Origin of the sequence: Paraburkholderia elongata (assembly GCF_013177735.1) — a bacterium.
Taxonomy (GTDB): domain Bacteria; phylum Pseudomonadota; class Gammaproteobacteria; order Burkholderiales; family Burkholderiaceae; genus Paraburkholderia; species Paraburkholderia elongata.
Window position 1 is genome coordinate 1 of the sequence record NZ_WOEZ01000301.1, and the last position, 16,499, is coordinate 16,499.

At 59.0% G+C, this 16,499-nt stretch carries 13 protein-coding genes and 2 pseudogenes; 5 read left to right on the forward strand and 10 right to left on the reverse strand.

The window, feature by feature from the left end:
* Window positions 1-417: 417 nt before the first annotated feature.
* Window positions 418-1,002: pseudogene (locus GNZ13_RS48445) on the reverse strand (transposase); the annotation flags it as partial.
* 463 nt (window positions 1,003-1,465) lie between these two features.
* Here GNZ13_RS48445 and GNZ13_RS48450 point away from each other — a divergent pair.
* From GNZ13_RS48450 to GNZ13_RS48460, 3 genes are all read left to right on the forward strand, one after another.
* Window positions 1,466-1,936 (forward strand): hypothetical protein, encoded by a 471-nt coding sequence (locus tag GNZ13_RS48450; protein ID WP_172170449.1) that lies wholly within the window; start codon window positions 1,466-1,468, stop codon window positions 1,934-1,936.
* A gap of 290 nt (window positions 1,937-2,226) precedes the next feature.
* The gene (locus GNZ13_RS48455) at window positions 2,227-3,282 is read left to right on the forward strand and encodes a DUF6765 family protein (RefSeq protein WP_172170447.1); all 1,056 of its coding nucleotides are present in this window, start codon (window positions 2,227-2,229) and stop codon (window positions 3,280-3,282) included.
* A 245-nt stretch (window positions 3,283-3,527) separates the two neighbouring features.
* Complete coding sequence (locus tag GNZ13_RS48460) at window positions 3,528-6,932, forward strand: alpha/beta fold hydrolase (protein WP_172170445.1); 3,405 nt, start codon at window positions 3,528-3,530, stop codon at window positions 6,930-6,932.
* Between the two features lie 204 nt (window positions 6,933-7,136).
* Here GNZ13_RS48460 and GNZ13_RS48465 read toward each other — a convergent pair whose 3' ends face one another.
* From GNZ13_RS48465 to GNZ13_RS48500, 8 genes and pseudogenes are all read right to left on the reverse strand, one after another.
* Window positions 7,137-8,681: a patatin-like phospholipase family protein gene (locus GNZ13_RS48465; RefSeq protein WP_172170443.1), complete on the reverse strand. Its 1,545-nt coding sequence runs from the start codon at window positions 8,679-8,681 to the stop codon at window positions 7,137-7,139.
* Window positions 8,678-9,088 carry a DUF4345 family protein gene (locus GNZ13_RS48470; RefSeq protein ID WP_172170441.1) on the reverse strand — a complete coding sequence of 137 codons (411 nt, stop codon included), beginning with the start codon at window positions 9,086-9,088 and terminating at the stop codon, window positions 8,678-8,680. The genes GNZ13_RS48465 and GNZ13_RS48470 overlap by 4 nt, the downstream gene beginning before the upstream one ends.
* A 2-nt stretch (window positions 9,089-9,090) precedes the next feature.
* Entirely contained in the window at window positions 9,091-9,468 is a 378-nt protein-coding gene (locus tag GNZ13_RS48475; protein ID WP_172170439.1) for a hypothetical protein, read from the reverse strand.
* Window positions 9,456-9,947 carry an anthrone oxygenase family protein gene (locus tag GNZ13_RS48480; protein WP_172170437.1) on the reverse strand — a complete coding sequence of 164 codons (492 nt, stop codon included), beginning with the start codon at window positions 9,945-9,947 and terminating at the stop codon, window positions 9,456-9,458. The genes GNZ13_RS48475 and GNZ13_RS48480 overlap by 13 nt, the downstream gene beginning before the upstream one ends.
* Window positions 9,944-10,828: an acetoacetate decarboxylase family protein gene (locus GNZ13_RS48485; RefSeq protein ID WP_172170435.1), complete on the reverse strand. Its 885-nt coding sequence runs from the start codon at window positions 10,826-10,828 to the stop codon at window positions 9,944-9,946. Before GNZ13_RS48485 ends, GNZ13_RS48480 begins: the two co-directional genes overlap by 4 nt.
* 10 nt (window positions 10,829-10,838) lie before the next feature.
* Window positions 10,839-11,870 (reverse strand): alpha/beta fold hydrolase, encoded by a 1,032-nt coding sequence (locus tag GNZ13_RS48490; protein ID WP_328807298.1) that lies wholly within the window; start codon window positions 11,868-11,870, stop codon window positions 10,839-10,841.
* Between the two features lie 377 nt (window positions 11,871-12,247).
* Window positions 12,248-12,511, reverse strand: coding sequence for an ArsR/SmtB family transcription factor (locus GNZ13_RS48495; RefSeq protein ID WP_172170433.1), 264 nt, complete (start codon window positions 12,509-12,511; stop codon window positions 12,248-12,250).
* A gap of 55 nt (window positions 12,512-12,566) precedes the next feature.
* Window positions 12,567-12,776, reverse strand: a pseudogene (locus GNZ13_RS48500) (penicillin acylase family protein); the annotation flags it as partial.
* Window positions 12,777-13,027: 251 nt separating this feature from the next.
* Between GNZ13_RS48500 and GNZ13_RS54075 the strand changes: the two are divergent.
* Window positions 13,028-13,840 (forward strand): peptidoglycan-binding protein, encoded by an 813-nt coding sequence (locus tag GNZ13_RS54075; protein ID WP_172170431.1) that lies wholly within the window; start codon window positions 13,028-13,030, stop codon window positions 13,838-13,840.
* Window positions 13,841-14,120: 280 nt separating this feature from the next.
* Complete coding sequence (locus GNZ13_RS48510; RefSeq protein ID WP_172170429.1) at window positions 14,121-15,521, forward strand: hypothetical protein; 1,401 nt, start codon at window positions 14,121-14,123, stop codon at window positions 15,519-15,521.
* 337 nt (window positions 15,522-15,858) lie between these two features.
* Here GNZ13_RS48510 and GNZ13_RS48515 read toward each other — a convergent pair whose 3' ends face one another.
* The gene (locus GNZ13_RS48515; protein WP_172170427.1) at window positions 15,859-16,050 is read right to left on the reverse strand and encodes a hypothetical protein; all 192 of its coding nucleotides are present in this window, start codon (window positions 16,048-16,050) and stop codon (window positions 15,859-15,861) included.
* Window positions 16,051-16,499: the final 449 nt, after the last annotated feature.

Sequence of the window (16,499 nt, forward strand, 5' to 3'; positions counted from 1 at the left end):
AAGCCGCGGCAAGCGCAATCCCCGCGGCGTGAAGCGAAAGATGTCGAATTTCCGGATCCGGCGACGATGGGAGCCGCTGAATCAGCGAATAGCGCCCAAAGTGGTTATCAAGTGAACAGTATTGGGCTTAGACCATACTCTTGCGGCTCGGGCACTCGTTGCTAACCCGCGTTCAATCTCCGCGCGGCGGTCAGCCTCGGGCGCAGCGTAAGTCATACTGTCTATGAGCGAGGCCCTCGACAAGCTGACGCCTAAAATCAGCTTGCTGAGGTATGCTCAAAGGAGAACATCATGCGTACCGATCAGGCATACACCGGTAGTGGTGACGTACCGGTGCTGGCAGTGTCGCTGGAACTGGCGGCGGCCAAATGGAAAGTCGCGCTTCACGATGGCCGGCGCGAGAAGCCGGCCGTGCACACGGTCGCCGCCGGCATGACGCTGCGCGGGCGTCACGCAGCGGGTGCCGCTATGGCGATGCTCCAGGTTGTACCAGTGCACGAAAGCGGCAGCCCAGTCACGGGCGCCGTCCAGGTCGTCGAAGCCCGTGGCCAGGAATTCTGGCCGGTATCTCGAGGTGCGGAACAGCGCCTCGGCGTAGGCATTGTCGTCGCTGACCCGGGGGCGCGAGTACGACGGCTTGATGCCCAGCCAGTGCAGCACCGCCAGCACGGTGGCGGCCTTGAGCGTGGCGCCGTTATCGCCGTGCAGCACCGGTCTGGTCTCAAAGGCGGCAATGCCTTCAGCGAGCGCCGTGCGGCGCACCAGGTGAGCCAAATGTTCGGCAGCGTCGCTGTCGTGCACCTCCCAGCCTACGATCTTGCGGCTGTACAGGTCGAGGATCAGGTACAGGTGGAACCATCGACCGGTCACGGTTGCCGGCAAATAGGTCATGTCCCAGCACCACACCTGGCGCGGTGCCGTCGCAACATGTGTGGTTGGCGGTCGCGTTGCCGAGAGTGCCCTGACCCTGCCTCGGCGGGTCATCTGCCCATGCCTCTTCAACTCCGTTTCCAGACACAGGTTTTACCCCAAATTCGTGTCCAGAAAAATCGGAGGCGGTTCAGGCATTGACTGAACCACCCGTTCCGAGGTCAGATGATCATGCCGTCGACGATTTAAACGTCTCCCATGGCAACCGACAGACTGGTCGAGCGCAACCAGTCGATGCACTGAAAACTGTTAAATTTACGCGCGCGCCGCTCGTCTTCTCGATGACGACGGCTAAAAGGGCTCGAGAAAACGTAGCTCGTCGCGCTGCATGCGGCGACCCATGACGCGCCGATCGATCGGCATGGACGGAATACCGGCCAATGTGCACGCTTACCCGATGAAATTCACTCCCTGGCATCCGTCGTCAGACTGAACGCGGTGCGACGCGCGAGCGTAGGCGAACGGTTCTCTCGCCAATACTGAGGACCGTTTTGAAGCGGCGGTGATCTAAATGATTAACGCTCATGCTGGGGTCATGCTGCAATGGCTGATCGGAAGCGCTGTGACCGTTTTGTACGCAAGCGACCGGTTTGAAAACCCTGAGCTGACGCGAACAACAACCACGTTCGCCCGCTACTGGGTTGCAAAATCCGGCTATGTCCTGATCGAGACCTGGCTTCGGTGGCCATGGTTGCTGACGACGTTCTTCACGACGCTGTATATTGCGTGGACCGCCGACAACCATGTGTTCGTGGCGTCGCCGGTTCCAAAATGGCTACGCATCGCAGAAGCGGTTGGCCTCGCTGCGTTCTTCTTTTTCGTGCAGCTAATGGTGATGAATATCTTCGCTTCGGTTCAACCCGATTTCTATCAACAAAGACTTCGTGGACAGTTGCCGCAGATATACGGTAACGCAGCGTTTCGACATTTCGGCGGCGCGGCCATTTCTCACGCCGCATTTCCTAACGAAACGCATCCCGGCGATGTACGAATTGTCGGTAATTGACAAACCTTTGGGCTCAAAGGTCGAGCGGAACCGCCTATAGTGATAATGGCATAACCTCGCAGCCCTCCGGGTACCGATCTGACACTTCAGACGCTACAACTGACTCGCTTGCCCAGCGAGTTGTCCGTCATCGGCCAGCGTCGGCTCATCTTAAGCAGCCCGCTGGCCGACCGGTGATCACCCGCGCCGAAGGCGCTAAACGGAAATTATCCGTCCGTTTAAGGTTTAAATGCTTAACCGTTCATGTAGGTGGGTCGCCCCCAAATCTGTCATAACCGCACGAGGCCAGTATGCAATACGACATGCACTATTACGGCACCTATGCGATGGCCGCCGCGGCCGGCATTCCGAAGGCAGACGCCGAAATCATCGCGTACTCCGCGCAGACCGTTGACGACCAGAACTTCGAAGACCTGCTAGCTGCAGAGACCGGAGAGGGCGTGTACGGCATCGCCACCGCACACCATCCACTCGCCACGGCGGAAAGGTCACTATCCCGCTTCGCGAGGCGGGATGAAGACGATTGCCGCCTCGTCTGGGTGCCCTTTCACTTTCTTCCCGGAAACCAGGGAGTCACGTTCAAGGAACGGGTTGTGGCGCGACAGGACAGCCAGGTAGCTCAGGAAATGATGGACCACTTTATCCAGAGCGCCGCAGGTCCATTCGCTCTCCAGTCGATCGGCGTTGCCGCGCATACATACGCTGACACGTTCTCGCATTATGGCTTCAGCGGCATCGAATCCAGACTTAACTGTGTCGATCCGGACTCCATTGTGACTGAGCTGGCCCACCACGCGACGGTGATCGGCGTCCTGAAAGAGAAATGGTCTGCGTTCGAAGCAAGATTCGGCGCGGCACCGGAGCTTGGACATGGCGCTGTCCTGACGTATCCGGATCAGCCATATCTGGAGTGGTCTTTTACTTACGTGAACGGCACAAAAGAATCGCGTAAAAATCAGCAGACGTACTTCCAGGCTTGTTCGCGCCTGTACGAGTATTTCATGTCTTTTGCGAAAGCTCGATATGGCCAGGACACAGCGCCAGCCGTCTCGTTTTCGCAGATCGAGGAGCGGATTCGCGCAGTCCTTGCCTACGCGGCGGAGGCACCCGATCGCGTTGAACAGTGGAAGACCGCTTTGCGCGATTGGGGGGTGTACGGTATCGAAGTCTGTCGCGACTACCAGGCACGAAACGACTGGCTCGATGATCTGGTGAGCCGGACAGGTCATCTCTCATTCGAGGAATTGCAAGCCCATCCGGCGTTTGGCTTTTATCGGGCGGCGACCCGGCACCGCGATTATGTCCTACGCGACCTGCTACCGAAGTTCGATATTTTGGTCGCTTGATGGCGCAGACGACTCCAATTGACCGATCGAAGTCCTGAGCCAATCGCACGCAAACCCGGATCGACCCGCGTCGTGCGGTTTTATTTTTTTCGGCGTACACGTGTCGATCCATTCGCACTACAAAGAAATGATTTTCTGACGACGGACACCGTCTAAGATAAAGAAACCACAGACTCCCGGCTGTCCCATTTAACGCATACGCCGGGTCTTCCGCGCCGTATCCCGTTCGAATGCGAGGTGATCGAATGAACCGCTTGTCAAGCGCCATCAAGGCGAAAGAACAGCATTACGAGGTCGTTGTCGTCGGGTCCGGATATGGCGGCGCGATCGCCGCGAGCCGCATGGCGCGAGCGAAACGGAAGGTCTGCCTGCTGGAGCGCGGGCGCGAATATATGGCGGGCGACTTCCCTGCGACGAAGGGTGACGGCCTCAAGGAGATTCAGTATAACCTCGACGCTATGCGCGTCGACTCGCCGCTGGCGCTGATCGAGATTCACGTGAACGAACAGATGAACGCGGTCGTCGGGTGCGGGCTCGGCGGTACGTCGCTCATCAATGCGAACGTCGCGCTCCATCCAGACACACGCCTTTGGACAGATTCGCGCTGGCCCGCCGCCATTCAGGCGGACAAGGCCGGCATCGAAGCCGGCTACGCACGCGCGATCGCGATGCTTCAGCCGTCACCCGTGCCGGCCGATTTTGGCCCTTTGCCAAAACTCGAAGCGCTTTCAGAGTCCGCGCACACGCTCGGCATGGACAAGTCGTTCTATCGGCCTCCCGTTACCGTCACCTTCAAGGACGGACTCAATGCAGCAGGCGTTGAACAGAATCGCTGCATCGGCTGTGGCGACTGCAATTCCGGCTGCAATCACGGCGCCAAGAACTCAACGCATATGAACTACCTGCCGGACGCCGTCGCGCACGGCGCGCAGATCTTCACGGGTGTCGATGTGCATTCCGTCGAGCGCGACGACGAAAACAACACCTGGCGCATCTACTATCAGTTGATCGACATCGGGCGCGAGATCTATTGTGCAGACGAGCTTTTCATGACCGCGGACCACGTGATCCTGTCGGCGGGTACGATCGGCTCGACCGCGATCCTACTTCGCTCGCGTCAGGCGGGGCGTCTGACGGTCTCGGATCAACTGGGCAAGCGCTTCACTGGTAACGGCGACGTGCTTGCGTTCGGCTTCAACACCGATCGCGAGATCAACGGCGTCGGCTGGGGCAAACACGATCATGGCGAGATTCCCAAGGTCGGCCCGACGATTACCGGCATCATCGATCATCGCGACACGCCGGACGTGAAAGACGGCTTCGTGATCGAAGAAGGGTCTTTCGCCGCGCCAATCGGTGAAGCAATGATGGGCCTGCTCAGCGCAGCCACGCCCGCGGAAGGCGTAGAGGAAGCGGGCCCCGAAGGCGAACACGCGCTGCGCGCCGCGGAGCGCCTTCTCGCAGGAGCGGCTGACCCATACCGCGGCGCGATGCACAACACGCAGACTTACCTTGTGATGGCACATGACGACGAAGCAGGCCAGATTGTTGTTGAAAACGGCCGCCCGCGCATCGAATGGGACGACCCCAGCAAGCAGCCCATCTTCAAGACGGTCAACGATACGCTCGAACAGGCCACACAGGCGCTTAGCGGCGTATTCATCCGCAATCCGCTTACAACGGAACTCTTCAAGGACCGCCTCGTGACCGTACACCCGCTAGGCGGCTGTGCGATGGCGGACGATGCGCAGCACGGCGTTGTCGATCATGCGGGGCGTGTGTACTCGGGCACGACAGGCAAAGAGGTGCATCCGGGCTTATACGTGATGGATGGCGCCGTGATGCCAATGTCGCTCGGCGTGAATCCGCTTCTCACCATATCTGCGTTCGCCGAACGCAACTGCGTGCAGATTGCCGCGTCCAATGGCTGGAAAATAGACTACACGGCGGCCGGCACCGCCGCCGCGCCCCCCACCGAGAAGATCGGCCTGCGCTTCACCGAAACGATGGTCGGCAGCTATACGCCGGTTGCGCCCGAGGGAAGCGCCGAGGTCCCGATGAGCTTCACGCTCACCGTCGACTCGAGCGATCTCGAAGCCATGCTTGCCAGTCCCGAACATGAGGCGACGATGGTCGGCACGCTGAGGTGCCCTGCGCTGTCGCGCGAACCCATGACCATCGAGGACGGCCGCTTCAACTTGTTCGTCATCGACGAAACGCACGTGGACCGGCGCAATATGGTCTACCGGATGACACTCGACTCGGTGGAAGGCAAGCGCTTTGGATTCGTCGGCCGCAAGATCATCACGCGTACGTCGCCGCTTGAACTATGGAAGCAGACGAACACGCTCTACGTCCAGATTCGTGATTCCACTACCGACGACGCGCCCGTGCTCGGCCATGCCACGCTCATCATCACGCCGGAGAACTTCCTCAAGCAGCAGACGACGACCGGAGTGACCAACGCGCCCGACATGGCAGCGCGCATCGCATGGACCCTCAAGTTCGGGAAGTTCTTCGCAGACGTGCTGCTCATCGAATACGGCGGCGTCTTCGCGCCACTCGAGTACTTCGATCCGAAGGCACCTGCGCGCGAGCGTCGGCCGTTGCGCGCTCCGACGCCGCAGGCCTCTTATTTCCAGACGCCGGACGGCAAGACGCTGCGGCTTACGCGCTATCAAGGCGGTAACAAAGGGCCCGTGCTACTGATCCACGGATCGGGCGTATCGAGCCGCATTTTCTCGACCGATCTGATCGAGACCAATCTTGTCGAATTCCTGTGCGCCGCGCAGTACGACGTGTGGCTGATCGACCTGCGCGTGAGCATCGACCTGCCGAGCGCTCCCGAACAGACCACCGCCGACGCGGTCGCCGAATACGACATCCCTTGTGCGGTCGCCAAGGTTCGCGAGCTCGCACATGCCGATACGATCCAGGTCGTCGCCCATTGTCTCGGGGCGCTGGCGTTCACCATGTCGTTGCTGTCGGGATTGGAGGGCGTGCGTTCGGTGGTCCTGTCGCAGGTGTCGGCCCACCCGATACCGGCATTGTTAGGGCGGATCAAAGCGGGCCTGCATGTGCCCCAAATGCTCGAACACCTCGGTGTGGAAGACCTGTCCGTGCTGACGGAGCATGAGAAATGGCCGAAGAACCTGCTCGACGAAGCACTGCGTCTCTATCCGGTTGAGCAAGACGATGAGTGCAGTAATGCGATCTGCCATCGCGCGACGTTCCTTTACGGCCCCGTGTACGAGCACACGCAACTCAACGAAACGCTGCACGAGAACCTGCAGGAACTGTTCGGCGTGCACGATATCCGTCTTTTCGAACATCTGTCCCTGATGGTACGCGCGGGACACGTGTTGCGCGCAGACGGCGCCGACGTCTACTTGCCGAACCTGAAAGGTATGAAGTTGCCGATCGCATTCATACACGGCGCGAAGAATCGTTGCTATCTGCCAAAGAGCACACTGACGACGTTCCAGATGCTGGTCGATGCTTACGGACCCAAGCATTACGAACATCATTTGATCGACGGGTATGGGCACATCGACTGCATCTTCGGCAAAAATGCGGCCGTGGATGTCTATCCGACGATTCGTGCACATCTCGACAACCATCAACCGCAGGGGCCGGTCGCCTTTCCATAGCGCAGGAGACGGTCGCCTTGATCTCTTGCGAGCTTAGGCGACCGCACAATCTATGAAAGCAGCGAGACGCGAAACGAAATTGATACGCTGTGCGATCGTCAGGCCACCTCTCGGCAAGCTTGCCGGCAGAGGTGGCCGGGCGCACGGCACTCTCCCGCTCGACACGCCTCCCGATTGCCGGGTTGTTATTCTCACGTGTGTCGATCACGCCGATCGGGCAGTAACAAGCGGCCGTTGCCGCACGTACGTGCGCACCAGCTCCGCGGCAAAGAATTTGAAGAAGCGCCACACTACGCCAGCCGCTGTGCGTTTGTCGTCTGCATTGGTCGCGTAGACGGTGCCAAGCAGCCTGAACAGCTCACTGGCGTCGAGGCGCAAGATGCCGGAGCCCAGCACTCGCCCACCGGCATCGGTACCTTCATGCAGCGTGCAATAGAGCGTGGTAGTCTCGCGCCAAAGCTTTAGCAGCGTACCGACACGCACTCTCTTCTTGCCGGCGAGGTAGTAGCGCATGCCGCCATGCTGGAACCCAAGCTCGTACATCATAAAAGTCAGCGCTGGATCACCGCTCGGAACAAACAGGCCGAACAAACCGGACTCTGCGGGAACGGCCTCACCGAAACGTGCGGAATCGATGTGCCCGGTGAGATCAGCTTTGTGCTCGGGGTCGGCAATGAATGCGGCGACGTCATCAATGTAGATGGCCGCGTGCATCGTGAATTGATCGGTGCTGGCGGAATCGCTGCGTGAGTCACCGCCCTCGAGTGTGAGACTGCCCGCCATGGTCTCGCGAAACGATAACCCGGTACCGGGCGCGTGCATCTGCGTCGCACGGGCATCCAATGGCGCCGGATGCATCGAGCGCAGCAAGCGGCATGCATCGCCATATCCCATGTCGATCAAGGTGGCCGCATCGATGCGGCCGAAGTAAAAGTCGGGGTCAAGCGGCAGCGGCACTTCGGGTTTGACCACGTACACGACAATCGGCTCTCGATGACCCAATACCGTTTCGCCGCGCGCGATGCGCGTATTGATGTCGGCGATCGTCGCCAGTTCCCAGTTCAGCGCCCCTACCGCGCTCATCTCGATCATGTGCACGTACTGGTTAAAGGCGCCGTTGTGAAAGACAGGCGTATTGCCGATACACCACACGAGCCACAACTCGCGGGCGCCACGTTCGACGCACGCAAGCAGGTTCGTGTCCTTGATCCACACCGCATCGGTCCAGGTACTGCCGGCAGCCTGTACCGCTGGCATGAAGATCGGCAACGAAGCGGCCGCCGTCAGGCGTGCGAGGTCGAGTTGGCGGTGCGGAATCGGCACGACAGTCTTGTCGTCGAATCTACAGACGTTGAATGATGCGTCTATGCCGGTCGCGGCGCGGATGCGGCCGACGTCGATGCCAAGCGAAGGATAGACGTATTGCACCATGTTGTCCGCGCTGCCAAGTGCCGGCAGATCCGCAGCACGCAGATAGTCGGCCGTCGGCCGCAGCGACGCGAACTTTTTCACCGATAGCGCACGCCAGCGATCACACAAGTCGTCCACACTCACACCGGAGAGAAGCGCGGCGAGATTGATCGTGCCGCCGGAGGCGCCATCGGCGTGCGTGAAGCGCAGTCCCGCATCCACCAGCGCTTTGACCGCGCCCGCCTGATACGCGACGCGCATGCCGCCGCCCGCAAGCAGGAGTGCGCGCGGCGTGGCACCGTCGCCGGCGGCAATCGGCGGTTGATGAGACAGTGTCATATGTCCGCCTTCGAGACCGAAGCCACACTGAACCAGACAAGTAAGCCGGTGGTCGCTTCGAGGACGGTAAACGCAACAAATGCAGTATGGGGGCGCCCGTCGACGATCCAGCTCGTGAAACGCGCCGCGACGCCTGAAAAAACACCTATCAGGAATAGTCGATGCGCGACACCGATGTGAAAAATGTCGCCGCGATACGTCACGCAGAAGAGACCGAATGACAACTCGATGGCCTTGAGGAAGCGACATTGATTCAGCAGGGTGGCCGCTGCGGGTGCCGCCAGCGTATCGATGGGCAGATCGAAGACCGTGCGCAGCTCCCACGGCGCGATCAACGTACCGCTCACGCCGATGCCAACCAGCATCAGCGCATAGCCCCAGAAGAACACACGCGTGATAAAGGCCATCATCATCCTCCGCGGCGCCGCAGATCGAAGAACAACAAGCCGCTCGCGAAGTCGAAGGTCGCGACGAGCAGCGCGACCGGCGCGAACACGCCTTTGCTCACGCCCCAGGCCACCATCAACGAAGCGCCTATTTTCTGGAGCGCAATCCACAACAGCAACACGGGAAGCGCCTGCGGCCGGGTCTGGGCGTGCAGCAACGCTGCGCCGAACAGAACCATGAACATGCCGACCGTGGCGAACAGCTGCGCGGCGGACGCCGTAGGTTCGACGCCGATCAGCCGGAGCAGCGGCGCGGGCGCTGCGATCTGTGCCGCACCGGTCAGCACCGTCAGCAAGGCAATTAGCGTGGCGCCAAAGCGCTCGAGGGTCAGCGCGTCCATGTCGCATACCTGGCGCGTAGCGTCCATCGGGCGAAGTACCAGACCAGTGCGGTCCACTGAACGCACCATAGGGCAACGCGAACCCGGTTCAAACGCATCCACTCCTGCAACACCACCTGCAGACGCTCCGCGTCCTGTATGCGGCCTGCCATTTCGTTGTTCAACGGAAAGAGCCACAGCAGCGTAAGAACCGTCGCAGCAATGATTGCTGCCAGCACGACAAGCGGCACCCAGCGCGTGGGTTGACGCCATTCGGCGACCAGCATGATCGTGGCAAACACGAGCATCAACTTTGTCATGGAAGTGAAGAAGCTTGTGGCAGCCTGCACCTGAGGGACGAACTGCAGGTAGTAGTTGGCAGGCGTCATCTGCGGTGCGATGGGAAATGAGAACAGTACGAGCGACGCGCCGGTGCCAAGATACATCGACGCGCACAGCAATAGCAATGCGTGATTCGCGATCAGCAATCGGTCCTTCATCGCCCTTTCTCCCAATCCGGTGCGCGCTGCGGGTCGGGAAGCCATTGCCGCGACTGGCCGAGAAAGAACGTGCTTTCGAGGCCATCCATCGGCTTAAGTGGCGGTTGCGCTTCGGAGACAAACCAACATTCGAAATAATCGTCGAGCACGCCGCGCGTAGAGGGAAAGAAGCCGGCGAAGATGGGCTCCGGATCGATGTCGAGGGTCTTGAGCGGCGCCATCCGGGGGTGATCGCTGATGAAGAGCCGCGACGCCCCCTTGCTAAAGAGCGAGAACCCGAGTTTGCCGCGAAAGTTGATGCGGGATTTCATCAGCATGCCGCGAAATGCACAGTAGTTGGCGGCTCCCATATTCAAAGGCAGCCACGCACTCGCGGGCTTGCGCACGTCTATGCGCATCAACATCTGCCCCTCCATGTCATACTGACTGCTAACCCAGTCGTCGCCGATCACGAAGTCGAGGCTGGCCTGATGCTTCGGCATGCCCCAGATCCCTTTTCCGCCCTTCACGGAGATTTCCGTCGATACCGGCAAATCCCACACGTACTGTCCGGTGCCGAAGGTTCTCATCATCAGAGCCGGCAACAGCCTGGGTGCCCGCCGGCTGCCGTGCGTGCATGCGATCGCGATGGAGTACTCGATGTACTTTCCAATGTTGGTGATACGGTAGTCGACCACGCTCACGACCAGCAGAGCGCGCTTCCACAAACGGAACGGATGCACTTCGTTACCTGGAATCAGGCTGCGCGCCGCGTCCGGGTCGATTGAAAACGCGGCCATCAACGCTGGCGTCTGTTCCGAATGGACAGGCATTGTGAACGGAATGCCGTCGACGAGCGCATGGCGCCCTGCAAGACGGGTCTGACGTGTGGGAATGACCATGCCAATTCCTTCAGATCTCTCGTTCGAGTTCAGCCAGCAGCACCGGGAAGGTGTCGTGCAACGCGTTCTTGCCGATGAAGACGTCGAGATGCCCGTATCCGCGAAGCACGTGTAGCGAGTGATGATTCGGCCGCTGGCGGTCGAACCATTTGAAACTCTCCTGTTGGCTCTGCCACAAAAAGCACTGATTCAGTTCGCCGGCAATGAACGCAAATCGGGCCGTGGTTCGCGGCGGTTCTGCGGCAAAATCCTGCGGCAAGCCTGGGAACCCGCCGTTCGATACGAGATGTCCGGCATCGAGGCAGCGAGACATCTGCCGAAAGAAGGAAAACGGCACGTTGCCAAATTCGCCCCGAATCCAGTCGTGAATCGCGGGGTTCAGATTTTCGTGTCGCCACAGGACTGGAAAACCGGTGCCAAAAGTGAAGCTCGAAAAGCGGCACACGCCGTTGTCGCATTCGTGGTGCGTCAATTTCACCAGACCCTGCAACAGCCTTGGCACGACGCCGCTCGCGTGCTCCCCCCATTGCGGGTTCAGGTAGGGTGTCAGTCGCGACACCACCGGTACGGCGAAACGGCCCTTCTGGCGCGAGATCCACGGCACGATCGGGTGCAGCGATACGGCATTGGACAAAATCGTCGTCACCTGCGGAATCAGGCCGGCGACGGCCGACATCGTGAAACTCGTCGAGCCCTGACAATGGATTACGGCTTTGATCTCAGGCGAACCGGTTTCCTCGACAACCTTGCGCACTGCTGCCGGGTGGTCGTACAACGCAGCCTGGTCAAGCGTCCATTCGTTAGGCGGCAGGTCAATGCTGGCGCGCCAGTTCTCCAGCCACACGTCGTAGCCATGCGCGAGAAGAAAATCGACGAAAGTCGTTGGGACCGGTGGTCTGAAAATGTTGGCTCGCACCCCCGCGCCGTGCACGAGCAGCACCGGCCCTTTGTCGGGTGTACGCCCGCTGCACGAATGGATCAGGTTGCACCGCTGGCCGTCGTCAGCAGTGAACTGCACTATGTGTTCCGTCGTCTGGCTCACGGCCACTCCCGAACTGACATGACCCACTTCCACGGACGATCACGCGCGTAAAGCCACGCCGTTTGCTGCAGCCGCGCGCAGCTGGTCGTTCGGACTTGTCTGCTTTAGACGATTGGACTGCGTGGAATTTGAAGGCCAGGCTAGTGTCGGACCGCCGATATGCGGGCCGTGGTTTATGACTTCGCCGACAGTCACGCCGGTGAACATGCCCGCGCGTTTCTCGGCAACTGGCGCGGCAAACTCGTGTGCGATGAGAGGAAGCGATGGAATGGCTCACCCACTATCAGCGCTTCTGGACCGACACACTCGATCGCCTTGCCGCCTTTGTGGAGGAGGAAGCATGCCCGCCCAACCCAGTCTCACGCTCCAGCGCCGAATCAACGCCTCGCCCGCAAGAATCTACAGCGCCTGGACGGAACCGTTGCAAATCGTGAAGTGGATGCCATCGGTCCGGCGCCGAGCCGGCACGCGACGGTACGGCCCGTCTTGGTGCGCGTGATCAGACCGCCATCCGACAACACGTCGAGATGCTTCATGACGGCGGGCAACGACATCGCGAACAGCTGTGCGAGTTTGCTGACGGACAGGCTTGCGCGCGCGGACAGACGTGCAAGGAGCGCACGGCGGGTCGGGTCGGCCAACGCGGTTTAATTTAAAAGCTCGTTCCGCGATGTCAAGCAGGCCGTCGAGATTCTTTCACGGTCGTGCCGGCAGCAGCTGCAGCTTCGTTTCGGTCGCCGCTTCGACGACCTTGCGCGAATCCAGCAGCGGAAAGTATTCGCCTTTCAGTTACAGCGGCGCGAGATCGCGGTAGTGCGGGCTGTCGGGATCGCCGGACTGGTCGCGCAGATTCACCGCGCGCGAGTTGTTCCGATTGCCTACGTCGACCACCACGCGGAAAGGCGGGTTTAACGATGCGGACAAAGGCGTTTGGAGGCGCATACCGGCCTCCGCAAAAGCCGTTCATTTAGTCCACTCGTTTCCGAAGAAGAGTGCAATGCCCCTCTTGCGGATCTGGTTTGTGCGCTAGACCGCATAAAGAGCTTTGTCGCAGCTCCGAAGCACATCTGGTTTCCTATTGTTATGACAGAAGATCGGGCGACCGCGAAGTAATTGCCTCACGTCTTACGCAATCGTTTATATTTCAGGAGACGAAAATGCAGTCAGATTCTCTTAGTCAGGGTGACACCGGGCCGGACGTGCAAGCGCTTCAACAGGCTCTGTTAAGCCATGGATCCAATCCAGGTGCAATCGACGGAGTTTATGGACAAGGCACGGTCGCTGCAGTGATGGGGTTTCAGCAAAGCGAGGGCCTCCTCGCAGATGGCATCGCGGGACCTCGAACTTTAACCTCGCTCGGACTATCCGATTCAAATGCACTTCCAAGTGCCATCCCTGGTGTCACCGTCGAGATTGTCAGTCAGATGTTCCCGGTTACACCGATTGGAAACATCAAAAATAATTTGCCAGGAATCCTGTCGGCTCTGGTTACGAGGAGCATTTCTGACAAACCGATGGTCCTGATGGCGTTGTCGACCGTTCGGGCAGAAGTAGAATGCTTCGAGCCGATAAGCGAGGGCCAATCCCGCTTCAATACGTCACCGTCGGGTCATCCGTTTGACTTATATGACAATCGGAAGGACCTGGGCAATCTTGGCGCGCCAGACGGAGAGAGATACAAGGGCCGAGGCTACGTACAGCTAACCGGAAGATCCAATTATGAAACGTACGGCCCTAAACTCAACCCATCAGTTGACTTAGTCACGAATCCGGATCTGGCCGGCGATCCGGAAATCGCATCCAGTCTGCTAGCGCTCTTCCTCGCGGATCGCGAATTGCAAATCAAGAGTGCGCTGCTTGCCGGCAACATGGCTTTGGCGCGTCAGTTGGTGAATGGTGGCTCTAACGGATTGGACAGGTTCACTGATGCCTATCAGCACGGCGAAGCGTTGATTCCAGACCGCGCCTGAAACACCTGCCCTGCGTTGGAGCAGCGAGGGTTGAAACATTCTCGCTGCATTCCTGGTGGCCGATTCGACCACTATAACATTCGCGAAGATCCGCAAGACCCAGCAAAGATTGAGTGAAGCCTGCCTTTGGCAACACGAGATTTGCGATGTAAACCTACAATTCCCCAGCTCATGTTCAGGTACGTTTGTACGGATGACGACTGCGCGACATTATGTCGGTTCAAGCCTATGCGGCTAGCGGAAATGAGTTTAGAGAGATACGGCAGCAGGGTCTGATGACATGAGCGCACATAGTGCAACAAAATCCGTGGCAGCGAGATTTCTTGCGTTCGGCGCGTTACTGCTATGCGTGACACCCGGTCACGCGGCAGCACCGACCTCTGAAGCTCCGATCTCGTGCAGCACCTCCTCTTTTGACGCTATTCCAAAGAGTTCATTTCTTCAGGCTGCCCAAACCGTCGCACTGCCGGTCACCGCAGTGCTACCGTCTAACAGCGACGCCCAATTCGTTCTTCACCAGTCTTTGACAGACGGCGTAAGCCCCAGGATCTTCCGCGTCTTTGAAATTGATGACCCGCAGAGGAGAAATTCTGTAGGTGGCGAACTCCCGGTGATATCCGTTGAACCACCACCACCGATCCTCAAACCAGGATACGGGCTGAATAATAGTGTCTTACTACGGGTACAACTTTCCGAACCAGACCTGTTTCTATGGGACAAGCGGTACTTTGTGTTGCTCGTATGCTCTGGCGATCGCATGACCGGCTGGGCGCTGACCTCCTCGCTAGTGAGCGACGCGCACATCTCATTTTTGATCTGTACGCCCGTGGCGCTGCTGGTCTATCTCCTCGCGATGAGTGCAGTATTGGTGTCGAGAAAGCACGTTAATCCGCTTGTCGTGAAGTACCCCGCGATCTTCGGTGCGAAACAGATGGATCTCATCGACTTCCTTAACCCTATTCATCTCGTGGCCAATGCCTTTAACGAGGCAAGCGTGCAAAAAACACAGGTACTACTATTCTCCTTTCTGGTTGGATGGCTTGTGCTCGCGCTTGTCTTGCGCACCGGGACGCTCGTTGACCTGTCTCCAACGATAGTGGGGCTACTGGGGATCTCAGGGATCGGAGCCGCTACAGCGCAGATCACCTATCAGCAGAAGACCAGACTCAGTTTTGAAAACTGGGCGTGGCTGCAAAAGAGGGAAGTTTTAACGCCGCCCGCTGTTCCACGTGGACCACAGTGGCGGGATCTTGTGCTGACGAACCGTGAGTTCGATGTGTACAAGCTCCAAACCATCATATTCAGCATTGCGGTAGCCGCCTCCATGATCAGCGGAGGCGCGTTAAATTTGGCTACGTTTTCCGTCCCGACCGCATTGCTTGGGATACTCGGATTGTCACAGGTGGTATATGTCGGGGGGATCCTTGTTCGTCCGCCGGCCGTCTCCGATCTCGACGACAGCCTCACCAAGCTTAGGCTTGCGGGCGAAACCGTTGCCGCGGCAAAGGCGCAAAAGACAGATACGGGACCCGACGGAAAGCTGCTGGCCGAACTACCGCCAGGACAGGAAATTGCCGCGAACGCTCAGCGCCAATATGACGACCTGGCCGACACTGTCGTAACGATGATAGAGTCAACCCTCGAGGTTGCAGCCGATCGAAGCAAGCTAAATCTGGTCTGAAATCTGGTCCGTCAGCTTCCGTCGGTTGAGCCGCTGCCTGCTTTTGTCGATGCGGACTCAGCCTGCATGCCGAAATCCAGGTGAACAGGCTGGTGCCGGCCGGCGATTTCGGACAAATAGTGACAGGGCAAACAGTAAAGTCTCAACAACACGACAGACCTGTGTTTCCAGACCTAAATGCATGCCGATCAGTGTCAGCAGATTCCCCTTGCGGTGACAGTGCTCGACAGGCCTGTATCTGGAGAAACCGTGGGAGGCAATGCCATGAACGACGATCGAACAACTCAAGGCTGGTGGAGCACCCTTCCCGGTATCTTGACTGCTTCGGCAACGGCTATTACAGCAATCGGCGGCTTAATCGCGGTTCTCGCCCAGACAGGTCTTTTCCACCCGTCGGCCCCCGGGCCGACTTCGGTACCGGCGCCGACACCAGCGTCAACACCAACGCCGATTGCAGCCCCAGTGCAAACACCGGCGCCAGCGCAAACTCAGGCATCTCCGCAAACGCCTGCGCAACCATCGACACCATCAACGTCGCCGGATGCCGAGAGCAATCTCTCTTACTTTGCCGGCAGTTGGGCAAACGTCGACCCGTCGACAAATGGAATTACAAGAATCCAGATACGAGTTTCGGGTTCCTCAACATACGTCCATGCGTGGGCCAAATGTCGTCCCACCGATTGCGATTGGGGGGAGGTCAAGGCTGAAGGATACGCCAGCAACGTGGGATCACGCACCACCCCCGGGATACGCCTCGTAAGCGCGGAATTTAAGAACAATGTTCGTCGGACCGCTGTTTCGATTCACCCGGCTCCGAATGACAGAATTCGAGTGGAAGCACAGATAGATTTCGTCGATCAAAGTGGCCGTGCTCCTATTGCCAGAATGTTTCTATTTCATCGCATGTGACAGCTGATAGGGTCTAGTGCGAATGGGAAGATGACGTCTGGCGCAAGTAGTCACCGGGCGCCGCTTGTC

What these genes read in the sequence shown, in the direction of transcription:
- GNZ13_RS48480 (WP_172170437.1), bottom strand. Translation starts at nt 9,947, where the DNA reads ATGAAGGACCGATTGCTGATCGCGAATCACGCATTGCTATTGCTGTGC.
- GNZ13_RS48510 (WP_172170429.1), top strand. Translation starts at nt 14,121, where the DNA reads ATGAGCGCACATAGTGCAACAAAATCCGTGGCAGCGAGATTTCTTGCG.
- GNZ13_RS48475 (WP_172170439.1), bottom strand. Translation starts at nt 9,468, where the DNA reads ATGGACGCGCTGACCCTCGAGCGCTTTGGCGCCACGCTAATTGCCTTG.
- GNZ13_RS48460 (WP_172170445.1), top strand. Translation starts at nt 3,528, where the DNA reads ATGAACCGCTTGTCAAGCGCCATCAAGGCGAAAGAACAGCATTACGAG.
- GNZ13_RS48515 (WP_172170427.1), bottom strand. Translation starts at nt 16,050, where the DNA reads ATGGTGTCGATGGTTGCGCAGGCGTTTGCGGAGATGCCTGAGTTTGCG.
- GNZ13_RS48455 (WP_172170447.1), top strand. Translation starts at nt 2,227, where the DNA reads ATGCAATACGACATGCACTATTACGGCACCTATGCGATGGCCGCCGCG.
- GNZ13_RS54075 (WP_172170431.1), top strand. Translation starts at nt 13,028, where the DNA reads ATGCAGTCAGATTCTCTTAGTCAGGGTGACACCGGGCCGGACGTGCAA.
- GNZ13_RS48485 (WP_172170435.1), bottom strand. Translation starts at nt 10,828, where the DNA reads ATGGTCATTCCCACACGTCAGACCCGTCTTGCAGGGCGCCATGCGCTC.
- GNZ13_RS48465 (WP_172170443.1), bottom strand. Translation starts at nt 8,681, where the DNA reads ATGACACTGTCTCATCAACCGCCGATTGCCGCCGGCGACGGTGCCACG.
- GNZ13_RS48470 (WP_172170441.1), bottom strand. Translation starts at nt 9,088, where the DNA reads ATGGCCTTTATCACGCGTGTGTTCTTCTGGGGCTATGCGCTGATGCTG.
- GNZ13_RS48450 (WP_172170449.1), top strand. Translation starts at nt 1,466, where the DNA reads ATGCTGCAATGGCTGATCGGAAGCGCTGTGACCGTTTTGTACGCAAGC.